Here is a 20,723-nt window from a genome sequence, read left to right as displayed (position 1 = left end):
TTGAAAGAAGCCTTTCCAGTATGTACACGATATTCAAATCAGGCTGCCGGTATACGGCACAAAAAAGACTTATCAAGACCAGACCTCATGCCTGGCTGTGATAAGTCTAATTTTATTTTTATGTGCTTACCTCCGCATTGGCTGCGCAGGTTACAGACACTGTGGATGCCGGTGCACATAGTCCAGTATATTTTCATAATCCTGCAGAACATCGATTTCCGACCAGTAGTGCCCTGCGATATCCTGTACCGGAATCTGCTTCTGCGGTATCATGGAATACAGTGTATTCTCCCACCAAAGCTGATAATCACCTTCATGGACGAGCAGCTCCAGCTGTTTGCGAAAGCAGGCGATCTCCTGCTTCTGTATCCGGGCAATACCGACATACTCACTGGTACGCTCAGCCTCCGGCATATCCTTTCCATAATCTGTCAGGATTCCGTTTTCACAATGGAAAAAGTAATCTCCGCTCAATCTGCGGGAGCTGTCTGCCAGTAAAACGATTCCACGCTGATCCGCAAGCAGAAGGTCAAGAATATCCTGCTGCCAGAAAACATCCGCATTCGCAAGCAGAAGATCCTGTGCTTCATCCAGCTGTTCTCTGGAAAACCAGAGGGATGCGATGCTGTTGGTAACCCTATAAAACGGATTTTCATAAAACGTGATTGGATAATCACGGAGTGCTTCCCTGATCAGATATCCTTTAAAGCCCAGACAGATGCATACCTCCATATGATTGTTCAGCAGCAGCTCGACCGTATGACGAATCAGAGGCCCGTTGCCGATATCCAGCAAACACTTCGGTTCATTTGTTTTCGTGGCGATGCGGGTACCCATACCGGCTGCCATTAGAATTGCTTTCATTTTCCATACTCCCTCAGCCCGTCGCACAGGGCATCATAATCACACAGCTTCAGATTTCCCAGATGCCCCACACGCAGCATACGCTCCCTCATTGCTCCTCCGCTCGGGGTCAGTGTGATGGCATAGTTCTTTTTCAGAAACTGATAAACCTTCTGCGCATCACCGTCAAACAGCAGTGGAGTCAGGGCGTTGCTGAGAGGAAAGTGTGGAAGCTGTATTCCCAGCTTTTGAACTCTGCTTCGAAAGTAGGCAGCACGCGTTGCGATCCGCTGCTGTTCAAGGACAAAGCCATCCCCCTGTAAGTGCTGCAATCGCTCATGAAGCTCCATAAGGATACCCACTGCCGGTGTGTTGGGAGTCTGTCCCCTCTCCATATTGCGTGCATGCTCCTTTAAGCTCAAATACAGGCAGATATCATCTTTGGGCTCGACCATATCGCGATAGAAGGATTCCTGCAAAACCACCATGGACAATCCACAGGACAATGCCAGTGCTTTCTGAGAGGAAAGAATCAAGACATCGATTCCCATTTGGTCCATATCCAGCGGATCAGCCATAAAGCTGCTGATGGCATCCACAATCAGATACATATTCTTTGCTTTCGTAAATGCAGAAAGCAGCTGAATATCATAAAGCTGTCCGGTGCTTGTTTCATGCAGATTGACAAGCAGGGCACAATATTCATTTTGAAAAAAAGCGTCCAGGTGTTCCTTTCGCAATGCCTCCAGCTCCTGCAGACACAGCTCATCATAGGGTATCCCGTAAATTCTGCACAGCTGCACAAAGCGCTCGCCAAAGCTCCCTCCGCGAAGTATCAGTACCTTGTCCTGTCTGCGAAAGCTGCAGGCAACAACCGCCTCCATTGCTGCACTTCCGCTGCCGCACAGAAACAATGCTCTTCCTTTACGACAGCCGCATAAGGTCAGCAGCTGCTGTTCGTTTTCCTTCATGATGGATGAGAATTCATCATTGCGAAAGTATGGCAGCTGTGTACCGCTGACCTGTAATGTTTCAGGATACATCTCAACAGGTCCCACTGTGAACAATTTCATAGTATCATCTCCAGTTATTTGTTCATATTTTAGATTATATTATGCAAATAAGAAAAATACAACTGAATTTTTAATCATATTTTGTTCATATTCTAAAATGTATTTCTCATTTTGAAACGAACAAAAAGATTTGGACAGATTCTTTTTCATTCCCATCCTTTGGAATTTTGATTCTATGGTACATGTACAGAAAGAAAAGCGCGGTGTCTATTTAATCATATGTATAGGACTATAATCAGCTACTTTTATCAGCTGTGCTCCGTCAGCTTGATTGGCCTGTGTTCTATGAGTATGTTAAAAAGCCATATTGTGGAAAGGTTCTTACTCGATTGTGGTTAATTTTAACTAAAGGAGAATGCAATCCTATCGTAATTTATCAATTGAATTTGAATTCTCCCTTTTGCAACGAACCTAAAGTAAAAGCCTGTGAAAATCCCTGCTTGCTGTTTTCTACAATATTTTATAGTGCTTGCGCCAATCTCGATATTCTTGTTTTAATCTCCTGTTTCTTCATAAACATGGGAGGTTACGATTCATGTAGGTATAACAAATCAATCAGTGATATGATAGCGTGTGCTCCTTTCTGTATGAGTTTACTGCCCTACGTAATTTCGTTTTTGCCCTTATCTATGCTATTATCTGCTATCAGATCCGTGAATAGTGACAAATCTTCCAAAAAAAGCTATAAAAGAGCAAAATGCCTATTGCAATTTCTAAAAATTATTGTATAATATTAAAGCAACATGTTTCAAAAAGAATATGTCAGATGGTTCCGTAGCCAAGTGGTAAGGCAATAGACTGCAACTCTGTGATCATCGGTTCAAATCCGATCGGAACCTCCATTTTTGTTGGGATCGTGGCGAAATAGGCAGACGCAACGGACTTAAAATCCGTTGGGAGTTAATCCCGTGTGGGTTCAAGTCCCACCGTTCCCACCATTCAGAAAAACAGTCCTTGAAAAAGGACTTTTTTTATATAAATACTATGGAAGTGCGATGTGAACTATTTTCAGGGAACGGTGGACGATTCAGCAAGAACAATCTCCTTCACCTTATAATGCTGACTGAAAATGTGAATGAAGGAAAAAGCGACACAGTGTTTTATGGAGGTATCTTACATGCAGGTCCTCCCTCATGAAAACAATAAGCACCTGCTTCCAGAGCAGACCACCTTCAAAGTGGTAATGGATACACCTGAAAAAAACATAGGAGAATGATAGTATGAGCAATCTGTTTGATTATCTTACATGGAGAAATGATTTAACGTTTTCAAAAGTTCCCTGCTGTGCAGTGGATACCCTCATATGCAGCTGTCTATCCTATCTGCGACTGCAGCCGGTGTTTGACAAACAGGACATGCTCTATGTCAAGCGTGCTTCTGAAATTATAAGGGCGATAAATCCGGAGGAAATTCACTTCCGCGTAAAGGAAGACCTGCAGCTGCTGCATAAAATGGCAGAAGGCAATCGATATGGGAATGTAATACTATGTGGATATGTCGACCATCTGGATCCCTCTATGGAAAAACAGTTTTCTGCCCTCACCTGTCTGCTGGAGGATGATGTCATGCTGATAACCTATCGCGGAACAGATAATACACTTGTTGGATGGAAAGAGGATTTCAATATGACCTTTCTGGACACCATTCCCTCCCAAAAGGAAGCGGTACAGTATTTGGAGGCGATGGCAATTGCATATCCCGACCGGCGTATAATCCTATGCGGGCATTCCAAGGGTGGAAACCTTGCGGTCTATGCAGCTGCATTTTGTTCTTTCGCTATACAGAATCGGATACAGCGGGTATACAATCACGACGGCCCGGGTTTTTCCGCAGAAACGCTGCAAGCAGCAGGCTATCGCTCTATTGCACAGCGTATAGAAACCTTTGTTCCACAATCCAGCGTTGTCGGTATGCTGATGGAGCATGAGGAGCATTATACTGTGATTTCCAGTACACAGATTTCCCTATGGCAGCATGACCCCTATTCCTGGGAGGTGCTTGGTCCTGATTTCGTACGAATGGATGCGTTAGATCGCCAGAGCATCGTTCTGGACAGCACCATCAAGCACTGGATCAGTGAGCTGGACCGCTCCCAGAGAGAAGCCTTCACGGATGCTGTGTTTCAGATACTCAGCAACACCAATGCCGCCTCCTTTAAGGAAATGAATGAAAACCGGATGCATAGCACTGCTCTGATTTTGAAAGCATTAAACCGCACGGACAAGCAGACTAAAAAGATGCTTTCCGATATCATCCTGAAGCTGTTGTCCAGTGCGAAAAGTGCCATCGAGACAAATCTTGAAAACGGAAAGCCTACAGACTGATTACGTGTTCTTCAATCCCATGCACAAGCGAGTAAAAAGAGAATATCAAATTCCAGTGAACAATACTGAAATCGCATTCTCTTTTTTTGTATCCTGCATGCATCACTTTGGCCGTATCGTAACGAACAAAATTTCATTATGGGATGCGACCCGCATCGGAAAGCCCCATGTGCCTGCTCCTGACGATACCAGCATGCGATAGCCGACATCATAGTTGCCATATGCTCTTGGGTACGGGATTCTGGTCAGCACAGTATTCGGGAAAATCTGACCGTTATGCGTGTGTCCGGATAGCTGCAGCAACTGTGCATCCAAGGACTCTTCTACAGATTCCGGGCGATGCTCCAGTAAAATCACAGGCTCATTCCCCTGATATTCCTTCGTAAGGGAAGACCAGGAGCGTCTTTCTTCTCCCCGATCCCTTCGTCCGATTATTCTAACACCGTTCACCACTGCAGATTCATCCTGCAAAATATGCACACCTGCAGAGCACAGCATTGCCTCATATTCCCTGCGCCGCTTCTGTAACAGCTCATGATTCCCACCTGCATAGTAAACATCTTTATGCAAATCGGAAAGCATTGTACAAAGAGCTTCCATATCCTTTTGTGAAGTTGATTCATCAAATAAATCTCCGCCAAGCAGCACTATATCACATTTCCCAGCCAGACGCTTTATAGTATTATAAGGTGAAGAAAGCGTTGTACCTGCATGCAGGTCAGTGATATACAGAAGTTTTTGTTCCTGTTTCATTCCCTTTAATTCAACAATTTCCTGACGCACCTTTACACGGGCTGCACACCCGATTCCATATACGGAAAACAAAAGCATGACAACAGAAGCAAGCACATAGAGCCTTGAATGAAACTCCTTGGAATACCTTCTGCAGTACAGCTTATGCAGCAAAGCAAGTAGACAAAAGCCTGTCATCTGCGCTACATATACACTGTTCAGTACCAAAACAAGTGCCCCCCGCATCGGCATCGCATCCTTGTACATCGCAAAAAACGGTGTAAAGCGATAAATCAGAAAAACGCTGCCTAGCAGAGATAATATCAATAAAGCATAACGGATCTGCTTTTTCTTATACAGCTTCTTTATCATATGCCAGAAAAACAGCTGCATAAGGATAAGAAGCAACAGACACAAAAGTAAAAACAACTGCATTCTCATGAATTTCACCTTCCCTATTATCCTAGCACAGAACGAGGCTGCTCTCTACCCCGTATCAAAATTTTTGCAAAACCTTTTTTATTTTTGATAAAAGATTACTTATCCAATTTATACAATTATAAAAATTTGTAATGACTTTGCTTTTCATTTGTTACATTCTTTACAAAGGTTGAATGTTCAACTTTTGTATGCTATCATTCTTATAGTTGAGTGGTCAACCATTGGAGGGAAGACATGGATAATAGCAACTATTTGTATTTAAACACCTCGATTCTGTACCGCTGCGGTCAGAAATATTATGATAAGAAATTGAGCGGACACGATATCAATGCAGCACAGATTCTCTTTCTGATTCTTATTTATGAGCAGGAGGGGCTGAACATGCAGCAGCTTGCGCAAAAGGGCTGTTTTGATAAAGGGACCATCACGAAAAGCATTTCCCGTCTGGAGGAGCTTGGTTATGTGACTACACAGAGCAGTCCCCAGGATAAACGTATCCGATTGCTATATACGACTGATAAAACAAAGGACATCATCCGTGATATCTATATGATTCGTCAGCAGTGGTGGGAGCTTTTATCCAAGGATATCGGTGCACAGGAGCTGCAGCAGTTTGAAGCAACGCTCAGCCGTCTGAGTGAAAACGCACGCAGATACGAGCAGCAGGAAGAAGCAGGCATCAAGCTGTTCGGTATTCAAAAGCTGACTCTGCTGGATTACCCGCAGAAAATGGCGAGCACGATTTTCACAGGCGGCTGCAATTTCCGATGCCCCTTCTGCCAGAACAGTGACCTTGTCTTTCTGCCGGAAAACATGCCGGAGCTGCAGGAAGAGGATGTGCTTAGCTTTCTGGAAAAGCGAAAAGGAATTTTGGATGGTGTCTGCATCAGCGGCGGGGAGCCTCTGCTAAATCCGGAGCTGGCAGGATTTCTGAAAAAAATCAAGGACATGGGCTATGCAGTCAAGCTGGATACAAACGGCAGCAGTCCGGATCAGCTGAAGCACCTTGTTGAAGAGGGACTTGTTAATTATGTGGCAATGGATATCAAAAATGCTCCGCAAAAATACAGTGAAACTGCCGGCATCCGCAATCTTGATCTCAGCGGCATACAGGAGAGCATCACCTATCTGAAGGAAGGACATGTTGCTTATGAGTTTCGTACAACCATTGTAAAGGAGCTTCATACAGCTCAGGATATTCAGGATATGGCTGACTGGCTCCAAGGTGCAGCCGCCTGGTATCTGCAAAATTTTGAAGACAGCGACCGTGTTATTCAGAAGGGATTGCATGCGTGGGATGAAGAAACCCTGCAGCAGTTTCAGAAATTGGCGAAAGCGAAGGTTCCTAATACAGAGCTTCGTGGTATATAGAAGGAAAGGAAGAACGATATGTATCAGGTTATTAAAAGAGATGGAAAGATTTCAGAGTTTGACATTGCCAAGATCAGCAATGCCATTCAAAAGGCATTTGATGCGGTGGAACGCCAGTATCATCCAAGCATTATCGATATGCTCGCTTTGCGTGTCACATCCGATTTTGAGCCAAAAATCAGACATGACCGCATTCAGGTGGAGGATATTCAGGACAGCGTGGAGTCCATCCTGATTCAATCCGGTTACGGTGATGTAGCAAAATGCTATATCCTCTATCGGAAGCAGCGGGAAAAAATCCGGAATATGAAATCCACAATTCTGGATTACAAGGAGCTTGTCGACAGCTATGTGAAAGCCACCGACTGGCGCGTAAAAGAAAATTCAACGGTCACCTATTCCGTAGGCGGACTGATTTTGAATAACTCCGGAGCAATCACTGCCAATTACTGGCTGAGTGAAATCTATGATGAGGAAATCGGAAATGCTCATAAGTCCGGTGATATGCATATTCATGATTTGAGCATGCTGACAGGTTATTGTGCCGGCTGGAGTCTGAAGCAGCTGATTCAGGAAGGCCTGGGCGGTGTCGGAGGAAAAATCACCTCCAAACCGGCAAGTCATCTTGCGACACTCTGCAATCAGATGGTAAACTTTCTCGGCATTATGCAGAATGAGTGGGCAGGTGCACAGGCCTTCTCTTCCTTTGATACGTATCTGGCACCTTTTGTAAAAGCGGATAATCTGAACTATGATCAGGTTAAAAAATGTGTGGAGTCCTTCATATATGGTGTCAATACACCAAGTCGCTGGGGTACACAGGCTCCCTTCTCCAATATCACCTTGGATTGGACGGTTCCTGCCGATCTTGCGGAGCTGAATTGCATAATTGGAGGCAAGGAAGTAGATTTTAAATATAAGGATTGTAAAAAGGAAATGGATATGGTGAACAAGGCATTTATTGAAATCATGATTGAGGGAGATGCCAATGGACGTGGTTTCCAGTATCCGATTCCCACCTATTCCATTACCCGTGACTTTGACTGGTCGGAAACAGAAAACAACAAGCTGCTGTTTGAAATGACCGCAAAGTATGGGACACCTTATTTCTCAAACTATGTTAATTCCGATATGGAACCGAGCGATGTGCGAAGCATGTGCTGCCGCCTTCGTCTGGATCTTCGAGAACTGCGTAAAAAAAGCGGTGGATACTTTGGAAGCGGCGAAAGCACCGGCTCTGTTGGTGTAGTCACGATCAACATGCCGCGAATTGCTTACCTTTCAACAGATAAAGAGGATTTCTATAAGCGACTCGATCATCTAATGGATATTGCTGCACGCTCCTTAAAGGTAAAGCGCACGGTCATTTCCAAGCTGCTGGAGGAAGGCTTATATCCATATACCAAACGGTATCTTGGAACCTTTGCGAACCACTTCTCCACATTGGGGCTGATCGGTATGAATGAAGTCGCGTTAAATGCCAAATGGCTTGGCATGGATCTGACACAAAAGGAAGCTCAGAAATTCACAAAAGAGGTTCTGAATCATATGCGTGAGCGTCTGGTAATTTATCAGGAGGAATATGGGGATCTGTATAATCTGGAGGCTACGCCTGCGGAATCAACAACATATCGTCTGGCAAAGCATGACAAGGAACGCTATCCGGATATCATCACTGCTACAGAAGAAGGAAATACACCATATTATACGAACAGCTCTCACTTACCTGTTGGCTATACAGAGGATATTTTTGAGGCACTGGATGTACAGGATGAGCTACAGACCTTGTATACTTCCGGAACTGTGTTCCATGCGTTCTTGGGAGAAAAGCTTCCGGATTGGAAAGCAGCAGCAGCGCTGGTAAGAAAAATTGCCGAGAACTACCGCCTGCCTTATTACACCCTTTCTCCCACCTATTCCATCTGTCGAAATCACGGATATATTAACGGGGAGCATTATACATGTCCGCAATGTGGTGGTGCTACTGAGGTATGGAGCCGAATTACGGGATACTATCGACCTGTACAGAATTGGAATGAAGGAAAGAGTCAGGAATTCAAAGAACGTAAGGTTTATGATATCGGACATTCTGTGTTAAAAGGAAAGGATGCCCTTCCACATGTTGAGAAGGAAGCTGATACCGTCAGGGCTGTAAATGAAGAAGGTGTTTTTCTGTTCACAACGAAGACCTGCCCAAATTGTAAAATAGCTGACACCTGGCTGAAAAGCGCTGGAATATCCTATGAAAAAGTGGATGCCGAGGAACAGGCTGAATTAACAAAAAAATTCTCAATTATGCAGGCACCAACGCTGGTCGTATGCAGAGATGGAAGCTGTGAAACATACAGTAATGCATCCAATATTCGTAAGTACATTGATATGATGCAGAAAGCATAAGCAAATAAGAGGATATATTTCATACTGGAATGTATCCTTTTTATGTATTTGGAATTTTTTCTGTTATAATAATAGTAGATGGTTATCCCGCTAAATAATCCAGCGCGAACCATAAGCTCACATGAATTCCCTGGGAGGTTCGCGCATCATTTTGTTCAAATTCACACAAATGTAACAATTTCAACACAATTTTCATTAACCAAAGTTTTATATTTGTGTAAATTTGTTTCATTTAGGGGATTTCATGGGATTTTTCACGGTCTAGCCTCTCCTGAGGCTAGTGGATCTAAATTATTCCGTTACCGTTTGTTTTGGCGAAACGACTAGTCTAGCCTCTCCTGAGGCTAGTGGATCTAAATTGGCATCCGCGTTCAATATGGACAAAGCGGAAATCGTCTAGCCTCTCCTGAGGCTAGTGGATCTAAATCTGACTACAAAGTATTTGATTGCTAAAATGATTGTCTAGCCTCTCCTGAGGATAGTGGATCTAAATTTGTACCAACAAGTCAAGATATGGCTTTGTAGATAGTCTAGCCTCTCCTGAGGCTAGTGGATCTAAATTGTTTTACGTGAGCCGGTCAGAAATATCAAAGATGTCTAGCCTCTCCTGAGGCTAGTGGATCTAAATTTTTGCAAGCGAAAGCGACTTCGATCAGGAAGAAGTCTAGCCTCTCCTGAGGCTAGTGGATCTAAATACCTGCGCATTGTACGTAATTAAATGTAAGAAAGGGTCTAGCCTCTCCTGAGGCTAGTGGATCTAAATATTTGCACGAGTGATCAGAACCTCATCCATCTCGTCTAGCCTCTCCTGAGGCTAGTGGATCTAAATTCCTTTCCGGCGCTTGCCTGATGCTATGCAAATTTGGTCTAGCCTCTCCTGAGGCTAGTGGATCTAAATTTCCTTCGTGATTCCAGGCACTGTAAGGTAATTCCGGTCTAGCCTCTCCTGAGGCTAGTGGATCTAAATAGTTTCTGTCAATGGGGTCGCATGATGCGGATAGAGTCTAGTCTCTCTTTAGGCTCACAAACCAAATAATAAACAATACTCCAGTAATACTTTCTCATCACTTTCCAGAAGAACTACTATATGGAGTAAAATCAGGCACCTGTCCATTCACAATCTGTACAACCAACGGTATCTCCGTTTTCGTCTCCAGCTCTGACGTACTCAAAAAAGTTATAACCTGCGCATTCACCTTAACAACAAGTGATATTTTAATCATGGTGTTGTTGATTCCATATGGCTTTGATTCCGTTTTTATCTCTCCTGTAACATCATTCAGCATCCGCATACGCACTCTGATTTTCGGCCCCTTATCATATAAAAAGAAAATATGACTCAGATAACCTGCCGGTACTTCATACAAAACTCCATCCTCATAGAAGACATCCTTCGTCGTAGGATCCTTTTTACCATCCTGTGCAGCCAGCAGTGATTTATCAATCGTATTCAATGCCGAATACAACAGCTGATTTAATTTATACGAATCATATTCAATACTGGTTATATCCCCGTTCTTTGTGCGATTTATTTTAAACAGTGCATCGGTATCATATTCAATATCCGCCAGCACTTCCTTCACAATATTATTGATTGCAAACCCTGTATGCTGCTTGGCAATCGCCTGAAGCTGCGGCTCCATATACGTATTAAATGAACGGACAACACATCCAAATCCAAGAACGATCGCGACCAGCAGAAGAATCAGCTTCTGCTTTTTATATTTCCTGCTTTTGACTTTTCTCATTGAGCATCCTGCCTCTATTAACAATAAAAGCATCCTCCATTAAAACAGTATATGAAAGCATACCTGAAAACATGTGTATCCATTATGCACAAAAAAAAGATGCAGTTTTCGCATCTTACAGCTGATCCAGCACGTCGAATCGATCCAGTGTCTTGCAATCCGCAATCACAACCAGATGATCCTCCTTCTGTATTTTATACTCTGCATCCGGGCACACATTCAAATGCTCCTGCAAATAAGAACGAATGCCCACAACATTGATACCGAATCTTCGGCGCAGATCAAGTTCAATCAGAGATTTTCCTACCCACTGCGGCGGCGTAGGTATTTCCACGATACTGTACTCCTTGTCCAGATCCACAACATCGATAATATTTTTCCCTAATACGCCCTTGGCAACCTGTTCGCCCATTTCCTTCTCCGGGCGCACAACCTTATTGGCTCCAAGCTCCGTGAATATCTGCATATAGCGCTTGTTTTTTGCCTTTGCCACGATATACGGAACACCCAGCTCCTTCAGATTGATAATGCCCATCACACTCTCCTCAAGGTGGCTCCCCATACTTACAATCGCAATATCACAATCCTGTACACCCGCCTCGCGCAGCTGATTGATATCGGTAATATCACACATCATACTCTGTGTAACAATATCCGCCATGCGATCTACGCATTTTTCATCATTATCCAGAGCAATCACCTCGCAATTATAGCTGCTCAATGTCTTCGCTACTGTTGAACCGAAAATCCCTAATCCGAGTACAACATACTGTCTGTTTGAAATCTTTTTCATTTTTCTATCTCCTTATCCCACAATTATGTTTCCATTTGGGAATGATACCTTATTGGCTGAATTTCTATTTGGCTTATTACGTGTCAATGACAATATCAGTGTGGAAATACCGATACGTCCGACATACATGAGGAAGATGATGATCAGCTTGCCTCCCACACCAAGAGAGGTAGTGATTCCAAGACTGGAGCCTACGGTCGCCATTGCGCTCACCGCTTCAAAGGAAAGACTCAAAAACGGCTTTTGCTCAACGATATTCAACAGGAAAATCCCGGTAAACAACACAACCAGATTGATGAAGAAAATTCCCATCGCACGAATGATGATTCCTCTTCCGATTTTCCTGTGAAGAACAACGGTGTGCTCCCTCCCCTTCAAAGAGGAGATAATATAGATGACAAGCACCGCAATCGTCGTCGTTTTGATACCGCCGGCCGTACCTCCCGGAGAACCACCGATAAACATGACAACCATCATTAGCAAATCGGTTGCAGGCTTCAAGCCAGCATAGTTAATCGTTGTAAAGCCTGCCGTTCGAAGTGCTATGGATTCAAACATTGCAGTCATCAGCTTCTCGAATATATTGAAATCTCCCAGCGTTCTGGAATTTGTGAACTCCACCAGCATAATCAGCAGTCCGGGTATGATAATCAGAAACAGACTGACACTCAATACGATTTTGGTATGCAGAGACAGAGAATGTCTGAACTTCTTGAATGTGATCCGACGATGCAGCAGCGGTCCCACCTTATCCCGAATATCAAACCAGACAGCAAAACCCAGACCACCCAGTACAATCAGCGCCATAATTGTCAGACACATCAGCGGATCATGCACATATTCCTGAAGACTCACCGATCCAAGCGTATCGAACCCGGCGTTACAGAAAGCTGAAACAGCCAGAAATACCGCTTTAAAGCTGCCATCCACAAGTCCGAAGCGCGGAATCATGCGAAACGATATCAGAATCGCACCCACAGCCTCAAAAAACAAGGTATAGTACAGGATGTCCAGCAGAAACTTCCGCATATTTACGACCCTTTCCTGATTCAGCATTTCCTTCATAGCGATTTTCTCATTCATAGAGAGACGGTTTTTCACAATCAGAATAAAGACCGCCATGAATGTCATCAGTCCAAGACCGCCTACCTGAATCAGCAGAAGCAGAATCAGCTGACCAAACCAGTTAAGCTGATCAGCAACCGTAAATACACTTAATCCGGTTACGCAGGTAGCACTGGTTGCCGTAAACAAAGCATCCAGCCAGTTCAAAAACTGAAAATTCTTATTGGAAATCGGCAGCATCAGCAGCAGTGTTCCGCTGAGAATCACAAGCAGGAAGCTCGATGCAATCTTCTGTGCAGGAGATAGTTTTTTGAATCCCAGCACCGAATGAATAAAATTTGTCATATCAATTTAACCAGACTTTCTTTCTATTTGTTCGCAGGAAACTGACATAATCCTATGCAGTCTTCACCTTTTATTTATACAGAACAGACAGCGGCCGCTGAAAGATGTATCAAATATATTCTACACATATTATATTTTTTTACAATACGCTTTTCTAAAAAACATATAAACTTTCCCAATACTTTTTCTAATGACGCAAAAAAAAGGCTCCTTTCCTATCGAAAAAAGCCTTTTCTATGCTATGAATTAGTAATTCTCTTTGCGAACCTCGAAGTAAGAACGCGGGTGATTGCATACCGGACATACCTCTGGAGCCGTTTTTCCAGTGTGCAGGTGTCCGCAGTTCAGACATTCCCACAGGGTTTCCTCTGCTTTTTCAAACACAGTACCATCCTCAATATTGTTCAGCAGAGCAACATAGCGCTGTTCATGTGTTTTCTCAATAGCCAGAACACCTTCCATCGTATCAGCGATGTCATCAAAGCCTTCCTCGCGTGCTTCCTTTGCCATACGTGCATACATGTCTGTCCACTCGAAGTTTTCACCGGCAGCAGCATCCTTCAGATTGGTAACCGTATCCGGCATACCGTCATGCAGCAGCTTAAACCACAATTTTGCATGCTCCTTTTCATTGTTTGCTGTCTGTTCGAAAATATTGGAAATTTGAACATAACCGTCTTTCTTCGCCTTGGAAGCATAATACGTATACTTGTTTCTTGCCATGGATTCTCCGGCAAATGCCTCATTCAGGTTCTTTTCTGTCTTTGTTCCTTTTAAGTTCATATTTTTTCCTCCTTTTAAGCAGTCTTCGCCCCATTGTATGTAAATCCTGCTGTCCTTATGCGTTCAACCGCCGAACTGCAGGAAATAGAAAGCGTTGACAGCCTCTTTACCGATATTTATATTATACTCTACTTTTCCAATTATTTCATTCTTTTTTCTATGAACCCATCATTTCCCACAATACAGAAATTTTTCACAGTTTATGACAAAAATAGAATTTTTATTCGCATTTCTCCAAATTTTTTCTATTTTCTATTTGATTTTTAAATTTTTTCATGTTTTTATATACAAAAAATTCATTTTGCAGTAAAATTCCACTATAGGAGGAATCTATCATGGCAGAAAAACACCCTTTTGATGATTTTGGAATCAATCTCTTTAGTGAATGTGTGATGAAGGAATGTCTCCCTCATCCGATTTATAAAAAATGGAAAACCGCAACCCGCAAGGAGGATGCGCTGGATCGTCCGACGGCAGATGCGATTGCGCATGCAATGAAGACATGGGCAATGGACAAGGGAGCGACGCATTTTACGCACTGGTTCCAGCCGCTGACCGGCTCCACTGCCGAAAAGCATGACAGCTTTATCGAGCCTGGGGATCACGATCAGCCGATTTCCAGATTCAGCGGGAAGTCCCTGATCAAGGGCGAGGGGGATGCCTCCTCTTTTCCAAGCGGCGGTTTACGGGCAACCTTTGAGGCACGCGGGTATACGTATTGGGATTGTACCTCCCCGGCCTTTCTGCGGGATAACGTTCTCTGTATCCCTACCATCTTTGTTTCATACAACGGAGAAACCCTGGATAAAAAGGCACCTCTTTTAAAATCAGCGGAAGCGATCAGCAAGCAGGCCACCCGCATTGTCAATCTGTTTAAAGATAAGGATATCAAGCATGTCAATGCCATGGTCGGTCTGGAGCAGGAATACTTTTTGATTGATAAAAGGATGTATCTGGAGCGTAAGGATCTGGTGCATACCGGACGCACGCTGTTTGGTTCCATGCCGCCAAAGAGCATGGATATTCGCGGTCATTACTTTGGAAGCATCCCTTCCCGTGTACAGGCCTTCATGACAGAGGTGGATGAGGAGCTGTGGAAGCTTGGAATCTATGCAAAGACCGAGCACAACGAGGTAGCTCCCTGTCAGTTTGAAATCGCACCGCTGTTTATCGATGCCAATGTTGCGGTGGATCAAAATCTGATCATCATGGATGTGTTGAAGAAAAAGGCAGATAAGCACGGTATGGCATGCCTGCTTCATGAGAAACCGTTTCAGGGTGTGAACGGAAGCGGAAAGCACAACAACTGGTCACTGGTTACCGATGATGGACAGAATCTTCTGGAGCCGGGGGATCGCCCGCATGAAAACATTCGTTTCCTGCTGTTTGTCTGTGCAATCATCGAGGCTGTGGATACATATCCGGAGCTGCTTCGTATGGCGGCAAGCTGCTATGGGAATGATTACCGGCTGGGAGCTGATGAAGCACCGCCTGCTGTTGTTTCCATCTGTATGGGTGATGAGCTGGAAATCATTCTGGAAAAGCTGCGTAACGGTGAACATGAAATCAAACCGGATGTGGAGACACAGCCATATGCGATTGCGAATCTGTCGTATGTACCAAAGGATACCAGTGACCGAAACCGCACCTCTCCCTTCGCCTTTACCGGTAATAAATTTGAATTTCGTATGGTAGGAAGCAGTCGCAGTGCATCAACGACAAACATTATCTTGAATTCCATTGTTGCGGATTCACTGCGCAGTATCGCCGACACTTTGCAGCAGTATAAATACATTGACGATATCCGCAAGAAGTCTCTGGACATCTGCCGTGATATTCTGCGCAAGCATTCCCGTATTCTCTTTTCCAAGGATGGCTACAGTGAGGAATGGCTTCAGGAGGCACAGGAACGCGGATTGCCGAACATTAAGCATTATGTGGACAGCATCTATTCCATGCTGGATGACAAGGCAGTGGAAATGTTTGAGCGAAACAAGGTATATGACCGGCTGGAGCTGGAGGCCCGCGTTGATATTCTGACAGAGGAATACCGTAAATCCGTCAAAGCGGAGGTGCTGACGCTGCTGGATATCAGTAAAAAGGATATCCTCCCTGCTCTCGTTCGTGAAATCAAATTTTATACAGATGCACAGAATTCTCTTGGTACAGAGAACAGCTATTATCAGCGGAAAATCAAGCATTTGTGTGATCTGTTAGCCACCTTTGATGAACGCTATCATGATTTGAAGAAGCATATGATTGAGCGTCAGCAGTATCCGGATAATATGGAAAAGGCACAGTATCTCAATCAGGTGATTGTTCCGAAAATGGAGGAGCTACGCGCAGTGATTGATGCGATTGAGGAAGCGGTATCCTCGGATAATTACCCGTTTCCAACCTATGATGATATGTTTATCTCCATGCAATAGCATTGCGTCGTCTGTCAGTGACAGGCGGCTTTTTTTTATTCGCTTTGTCTGTGTTAATAATTTATTTATACTTTTGAAACAGCAAATTCATAAACGGTGGAATTTGTTAAGATTTCGTAAGCGTATTTCTCTGTTTTAACAAAATGTTAACAAAACCTGCTTGTTTCTTTTTCCTTCGTTATTTATACTAAAGCCGACTTGATAAGGAAAGGAAGCGATGATGTATGACCATTCAAAATGTATTATCTCTGTTGGGAGGTCTGGCACTGTTCCTATATGGAATGCATATGATGAGTGTCGGTCTGGAAACGGCTGCCGGGGACCGCATGAAAGCCATTCTGGAAAAGCTGACCAGCAACCGCCTGCTCGGTGTTGCCGTAGGAGCCGGCATCACTGCCGTTATCCAAAGCTCCTCTGCCACAACCGTTATGGTTGTCGGCTTTGTGAACAGCGGACTGATGACGCTGAATCAGGCAGTCTGGATTATTATGGGGGCCAATATCGGCACGACGATTACCGGGCAGCTGATTGCCCTGGATGCCTCCCGCATTGCCCCGCTGGTTGCCATCATCGGTGTTGTCATGGTGACCTTCCTGAAAGGAAAGCGCATCAATTCCATTGGAGACATTCTCGCAGGGCTTGGAATATTGTTTATCGGTATGGATATGATGTCCAATTCCATGACACCGCTGCAGGACTCTCCTGTATTCCTGAATGCCATGACCTCCATTTCCAATCCGCTGCTTGCGATTGCTCTGGGAGCCGGCTTTACTGCACTGATTCAAAGCTCCTCCGCATCCGTTGGAATATTACAGGCTCTGGCTTTGAGCGGACTGATTCCACTGTCCAGCTCGATTTATATCATCTTCGGACAGAATATCGGTACCTGCATTACCGCCGTGCTGGCATCCCTGAGTGCGAACCGAAATGCCAAGCGGACAACCATTATTCACTTATCCTTTAATATTATCGGAACCATGCTGTTCTTCTGCTTTATCCATATCTTTCCGTTTGTGGACTGGATGTGTGAAATCACTGCAAACCCGGCGGCACAGATCGCCAATACCCATACGATTTTCAATATCGTAACAACCCTGATTCTATTGCCGTTTGGAAACCGTCTGGCTCATCTCGCACAGCTGCTGATGCCGATACGCAAAGAAGAGTATCAAAGGGATGAAGCAAATCTGCCGCTTGCCTTTGTTGATGTCAATAATATTGGCAGTGTTCCGATTGCCATCTCCTCCCTGCGCAAGGAAGCGCTGGCGATGCTGAAAATGGCACAGACCAATTTGATCGAAGCACTGCACGGCGTTTGTCAAGAAGCATGTAGCATACAGGATATCGAAAAGCGTGAAAAGCGGATCGATTCCATCAATTATCAGATTTCCGATTATATGACCTCTGTATCCACCCTGCCTATGAATCCCACTGCATCCAATACAATCAACGCACTGTTTAAATGCTATGCGGATATCGAACGCATAGGAGATCATGCAATCAATATTCTGCAATACACCAAAAATGAAAAGGAGCGTCTGCAGGATGTCGGTGTGATTCGTGAGGAGCTGAAGCAGCTGGAGGAGCTGCTGGATAAAAGCTTCCAGCTGTTGTATACCAACCGTTTGGAATCACAGGATGAAAGTCTTTTGAAAATAGAACGCATAGAGGCCCGTATTGATGAATTAACGGCAGAATTCAGAAACCGGCAGATCGAACGCATGGTGCATAAGCAGATACATGCGAGAGATTGTGTTATCTACTCGGAAATCATGACAGATATCGAACGTGTCAGCGACCATATCATGAATATTATTGAAGAATGCCGCCGCTGCAGCTTTACCTTGAATGACGAGGAATTAAAGGATATGCCGCTGATTCAGGAATGTGCTGCATAATAAAACTTACAACGGTAGTAAAACAGGAACGCTGTATCCAGAGACTGTTTGTATGGAAAGCTGATGAACGCGTCAGCATTGGGTAAAAAACAGTGTGTAGCTTTATTTTTTCGGAAGCTATTGGCATTTACTTTGCATGTGCATCACAACACCATCCTTATGAACAGGAAAACCGCATACTTCACAACTGCAGCTGCAGTTCTTTCCTAAATTCAATTTCAGCCGTATTCAAATATCCCTTCGATATTTCATAAACAGACACCAGCTCTTATCGTGCACAGATACCGCATTTTCCACATGCAGGCAATACAGCGGTTCTTTCTCGATTGTAGGGTAATATAAAACAGGAGACTTCATCACTATTGTATGTATCAATAGAAGCTGAAGTCTCCCTTTTGCATACACCCCAAATTAGAAAGAACCAATACAGCACCTACATTTGTTCCCTCGATATAGATGCAGGCTTTTTGATTTTCCGTATTTCCATCACAGCCTGCTTACTGTTTACAGCGATAGCGAAGACATCAACTCATGCAGTCATTTCACTGCAAATCTTAACCGTTATATTACATTTTCGATTGGAAAACGGTTTCAAATGAGATTTATAAATATTTTGTGTTAATTATTAACAGAGTCTTAACAAAACCTATATTGTATGAATATCTGTTTCCCGATATACTAAAACTATGTTCGTAACAATACTCGAACAGGAGGTTATGTATTCATGACATTTGATAGTATTCTGAAATTATTCGGGGGTCTTGCCCTGTTCCTGTATGGTATGCATATGATGAGCTCCGGTCTGGAGGGGGCTGCGGGAGATCGTATGAAAACCATTCTGGAAAGACTGACCAGCAACCGTTTTCTGGGCATTATCGTGGGAGCGGCCATCACAGCAGTAATCCAGAGCTCTTCTGCCACTACCGTTATGGTTGTCGGCTTTGTGAATTCACAGCTGATGACATTGAATCAGGCAGTCTGGATCATCATGGGTGCCAATATCGGTACGACGATCACCGGACAGCTGATTGCCCTGGATGCATCCAAGATCGCACCGCTTGTGGCTATCTTCGGTGTTGTACTGGTCACGTTTCTCAAAGGCAAGAAGGTCAATGCCTTCGGCGAGATCTTTGCCGGTCTTGGTATCTTATTCATCGGTATGGATATGATGAAGGATGCCATGGTTCCCTTACAGCAAAGTGAGGCATTCATTCATGCCATGACAACAATTTCCAACCCTGTTCTGGCAATTCTGCTGGGCGCTGGCTTCACTGCTCTGATTCAGAGCTCCTCTGCTTCCGTCGGTATCCTGCAGGCACTGGCTGTCAGCGGTCTGATTCCGTTAAGCAGTGCCATCTATATCATTTTCGGACAGAATATCGGTACCTGCATCACATCGGTACTGGCATCACTTGGCGCCAATCGAAATGCCAAGCGGGCAACCATTATTCACCTGTCCTTTAACATTATCGGTACAATTGTCTTCATGGCGTTTGCGGCTCTTGTTCCGTTTGTATCCTGGATGGAAAGTGTTACCTCCAATCCGGCGGCACAGATTGCCAATACACATACGATATTCAATATCGCCACCACGCTGCTGCTGATACCGTTCGGTTCCCGTCTTGCCAAGCTTGCGCAGGTAATCCTTCCTGTGAAGCAGGAGGAAATTGAGGATGCAGGCTACAACATACCGCTCACCTTTGTAGATGAGGACAATATCGGTTCCGTGCCGATCGCCATTTCCTCTTTACGTAAGGAAGCAATGGCAATGCTCCAGCTGGCAGAAACAAATCTTGCAGAATCCATGGATGCCTTATGCGGGAATGCCTTCAGTCTGGAGAAAATTAAAAAGCGCGAGAAACGCATTGATTATATCAATTACGAAATCACCAATTATATGACGCTGGTCAGCTCTCTGAAAATGAATGAGTCTGATTCCACGACCTGCAACGCCTTATACAAATGCTTTTCCGACATCGAGCGGATCGGCGATCATGCAATCAATATCATACAGTATTCCACCGATGAGGATAATAAGCTTTCCAGCTCAAAATACATAGAGGATGAATTGCATCAGCTGGCTTCCCTTCTTTCCAAGAGCTTCTCACTGCTGTCAACCTACAGCCTGGATTCTCAGGATGAATGCTTTGAAAAAATCGAACGGATCGAGGATCGCATTGACGAGCTGACCGCAAGCTATCGACAGGCACAGATTGAGCGACTGATGGAGAAAAAGGTCAATGCCTTGGATTGTGTCATCTATTCTGAAATCCTTACAGATGTGGAGCGTGTATCCGATCATATCATGAACATCATTCAGGAAGCCAAGCGCTGTAACTTCACACTGAGTGATGAGGCTATACAAAGCGACCCTGCCCTGTCTGCAGCCTGAGACACCGAATGGCAATGTCATTAAGTTAAGAGGATGAAAACAAACAGGATGCGGTTTTATTTTATCTCATTCTGATAGGATTAAGAGTA

General features: G+C 44.2%; 13 protein-coding genes, 2 tRNA genes and 1 CRISPR repeat array. Of the genes, 8 read left to right on the top strand and 7 right to left on the bottom strand.

The features are described from left to right. Window positions 1-150: 150 nt before the first annotated feature. Window positions 151-864 (bottom strand): phosphocholine cytidylyltransferase family protein, encoded by a 714-nt coding sequence (locus ACESPQ_RS16005; RefSeq protein ID WP_257337194.1) that lies wholly within the window; start codon window positions 862-864, stop codon window positions 151-153. After that, window positions 861-1,916: a pyridoxal-phosphate-dependent aminotransferase family protein gene (locus ACESPQ_RS16000; RefSeq protein ID WP_002608366.1), complete on the bottom strand. Its 1,056-nt coding sequence runs from the start codon at window positions 1,914-1,916 to the stop codon at window positions 861-863. Before ACESPQ_RS16000 ends, ACESPQ_RS16005 begins: the two co-directional genes overlap by 4 nt. A 768-nt stretch (window positions 1,917-2,684) precedes the next feature. Here ACESPQ_RS16000 and ACESPQ_RS15995 point away from each other — a divergent pair. From ACESPQ_RS15995 to ACESPQ_RS15985, 3 genes are all read left to right on the top strand, one after another. After that, a tRNA-Cys gene (locus ACESPQ_RS15995) sits at window positions 2,685-2,758 on the top strand. Between the two features lie 8 nt (window positions 2,759-2,766). Continuing rightward, window positions 2,767-2,854: transfer RNA gene (locus ACESPQ_RS15990), tRNA-Leu, on the top strand. A 282-nt stretch (window positions 2,855-3,136) separates the two neighbouring features. Then, entirely contained in the window at window positions 3,137-4,240 is a 1,104-nt protein-coding gene (locus tag ACESPQ_RS15985) for a DUF2974 domain-containing protein (RefSeq protein ID WP_373144546.1), read from the top strand. Between the two features lie 102 nt (window positions 4,241-4,342). Here the strand turns inward: ACESPQ_RS15985 and ACESPQ_RS15980 are convergent, their stop codons facing one another. Beyond that, a complete protein-coding gene (locus tag ACESPQ_RS15980; RefSeq protein ID WP_109770964.1) occupies window positions 4,343-5,413 on the bottom strand; it encodes a metallophosphoesterase in 1,071 nt (356 codons plus the stop codon). A 234-nt stretch (window positions 5,414-5,647) separates the two neighbouring features. On the opposite strand from ACESPQ_RS15980, the gene ACESPQ_RS15975 reads away from it, so the two are divergent. Together ACESPQ_RS15975 and ACESPQ_RS15970 are read left to right on the top strand one after the other, a co-directional pair. After that, window positions 5,648-6,784, top strand: coding sequence for an anaerobic ribonucleoside-triphosphate reductase activating protein (locus ACESPQ_RS15975; RefSeq protein ID WP_109770963.1), 1,137 nt, complete (start codon window positions 5,648-5,650; stop codon window positions 6,782-6,784). An 18-nt stretch (window positions 6,785-6,802) separates the two neighbouring features. Further along, a complete protein-coding gene (locus ACESPQ_RS15970) occupies window positions 6,803-9,181 on the top strand; it encodes a ribonucleoside triphosphate reductase (RefSeq protein WP_008819017.1) in 2,379 nt (792 codons plus the stop codon). A 259-nt stretch (window positions 9,182-9,440) separates the two neighbouring features. Next, window positions 9,441-10,148: a CRISPR direct-repeat array (repeat unit 33 nt; unit sequence GTCTAGCCTCTCCTGAGGCTAGTGGATCTAAAT). A gap of 97 nt (window positions 10,149-10,245) precedes the next feature. On the opposite strand, the gene yunB is transcribed toward ACESPQ_RS15970, so the two are convergent. The 4 genes from yunB to rbr all read right to left on the bottom strand — a co-directional run bounded on the left by yunB (window position 10,246) and on the right by rbr (window position 13,915). Next, complete coding sequence (gene yunB, locus ACESPQ_RS15965) at window positions 10,246-10,929, bottom strand: sporulation protein YunB (protein ID WP_002608361.1); 684 nt, start codon at window positions 10,927-10,929, stop codon at window positions 10,246-10,248. Between the two features lie 115 nt (window positions 10,930-11,044). Then, a complete protein-coding gene (locus ACESPQ_RS15960) occupies window positions 11,045-11,722 on the bottom strand; it encodes a potassium channel family protein (RefSeq protein ID WP_002608360.1) in 678 nt (225 codons plus the stop codon). A gap of 12 nt (window positions 11,723-11,734) precedes the next feature. After that, on the bottom strand, window positions 11,735-13,132 hold the full coding sequence (locus tag ACESPQ_RS15955) for a TrkH family potassium uptake protein (RefSeq protein WP_002608359.1): 1,398 nt from the start codon (window positions 13,130-13,132) through the stop codon (window positions 11,735-11,737). 246 nt (window positions 13,133-13,378) lie between these two features. Beyond that, window positions 13,379-13,915, bottom strand: coding sequence for a rubrerythrin (gene rbr / locus ACESPQ_RS15950; RefSeq protein WP_002608358.1), 537 nt, complete (start codon window positions 13,913-13,915; stop codon window positions 13,379-13,381). Between the two features lie 335 nt (window positions 13,916-14,250). On the opposite strand from rbr, the gene ACESPQ_RS15945 reads away from it, so the two are divergent. The 3 genes from ACESPQ_RS15945 to ACESPQ_RS15935 all read left to right on the top strand — a co-directional run bounded on the left by ACESPQ_RS15945 (window position 14,251) and on the right by ACESPQ_RS15935 (window position 20,634). Further along, window positions 14,251-16,344: a glutamine synthetase III gene (locus tag ACESPQ_RS15945; RefSeq protein WP_009269443.1), complete on the top strand. Its 2,094-nt coding sequence runs from the start codon at window positions 14,251-14,253 to the stop codon at window positions 16,342-16,344. Window positions 16,345-16,568: 224 nt separating this feature from the next. After that, window positions 16,569-18,242 carry a Na/Pi cotransporter family protein gene (locus tag ACESPQ_RS15940; protein ID WP_074747598.1) on the top strand — a complete coding sequence of 558 codons (1,674 nt, stop codon included), beginning with the start codon at window positions 16,569-16,571 and terminating at the stop codon, window positions 18,240-18,242. A gap of 724 nt (window positions 18,243-18,966) precedes the next feature. Next, a complete protein-coding gene (locus ACESPQ_RS15935; RefSeq protein ID WP_009269444.1) occupies window positions 18,967-20,634 on the top strand; it encodes a Na/Pi cotransporter family protein in 1,668 nt (555 codons plus the stop codon). Window positions 20,635-20,723 lie beyond the last annotated feature (89 nt).

The sequence above is a fragment of the Clostridium sp. HGF2 genome, from assembly GCF_964240115.1.
Classification (GTDB): Bacteria; Bacillota_I; Bacilli_A; order Erysipelotrichales; family Erysipelotrichaceae; genus Clostridium_AQ; species Clostridium_AQ innocuum.
Note: the sequence above shows the minus strand (reverse complement) of the source record. Positions and strands in the feature narration are given on the sequence as shown.

Excerpts from the sequence above, each read along its gene's own strand:
- ACESPQ_RS16005 (WP_257337194.1), bottom strand. The coding sequence starts at position 864 with ATGAAAGCAATTCTAATGGCAGCCGGTATGGGTACCCGCATCGCCACG.
- ACESPQ_RS16000 (WP_002608366.1), bottom strand. The coding sequence starts at position 1,916 with ATGAAATTGTTCACAGTGGGACCTGTTGAGATGTATCCTGAAACATTA.
- ACESPQ_RS15985 (WP_373144546.1), top strand. The coding sequence starts at position 3,137 with ATGAGCAATCTGTTTGATTATCTTACATGGAGAAATGATTTAACGTTT.
- ACESPQ_RS15980 (WP_109770964.1), bottom strand. The coding sequence starts at position 5,413 with ATGAGAATGCAGTTGTTTTTACTTTTGTGTCTGTTGCTTCTTATCCTT.
- ACESPQ_RS15975 (WP_109770963.1), top strand. The coding sequence starts at position 5,648 with ATGGATAATAGCAACTATTTGTATTTAAACACCTCGATTCTGTACCGC.
- ACESPQ_RS15970 (WP_008819017.1), top strand. The coding sequence starts at position 6,803 with ATGTATCAGGTTATTAAAAGAGATGGAAAGATTTCAGAGTTTGACATT.
- yunB (WP_002608361.1), bottom strand. The coding sequence starts at position 10,929 with ATGAGAAAAGTCAAAAGCAGGAAATATAAAAAGCAGAAGCTGATTCTT.
- ACESPQ_RS15960 (WP_002608360.1), bottom strand. The coding sequence starts at position 11,722 with ATGAAAAAGATTTCAAACAGACAGTATGTTGTACTCGGATTAGGGATT.
- ACESPQ_RS15955 (WP_002608359.1), bottom strand. The coding sequence starts at position 13,132 with ATGACAAATTTTATTCATTCGGTGCTGGGATTCAAAAAACTATCTCCT.
- rbr (WP_002608358.1), bottom strand. The coding sequence starts at position 13,915 with ATGAACTTAAAAGGAACAAAGACAGAAAAGAACCTGAATGAGGCATTT.
- ACESPQ_RS15945 (WP_009269443.1), top strand. The coding sequence starts at position 14,251 with ATGGCAGAAAAACACCCTTTTGATGATTTTGGAATCAATCTCTTTAGT.
- ACESPQ_RS15940 (WP_074747598.1), top strand. The coding sequence starts at position 16,569 with ATGACCATTCAAAATGTATTATCTCTGTTGGGAGGTCTGGCACTGTTC.
- ACESPQ_RS15935 (WP_009269444.1), top strand. The coding sequence starts at position 18,967 with ATGACATTTGATAGTATTCTGAAATTATTCGGGGGTCTTGCCCTGTTC.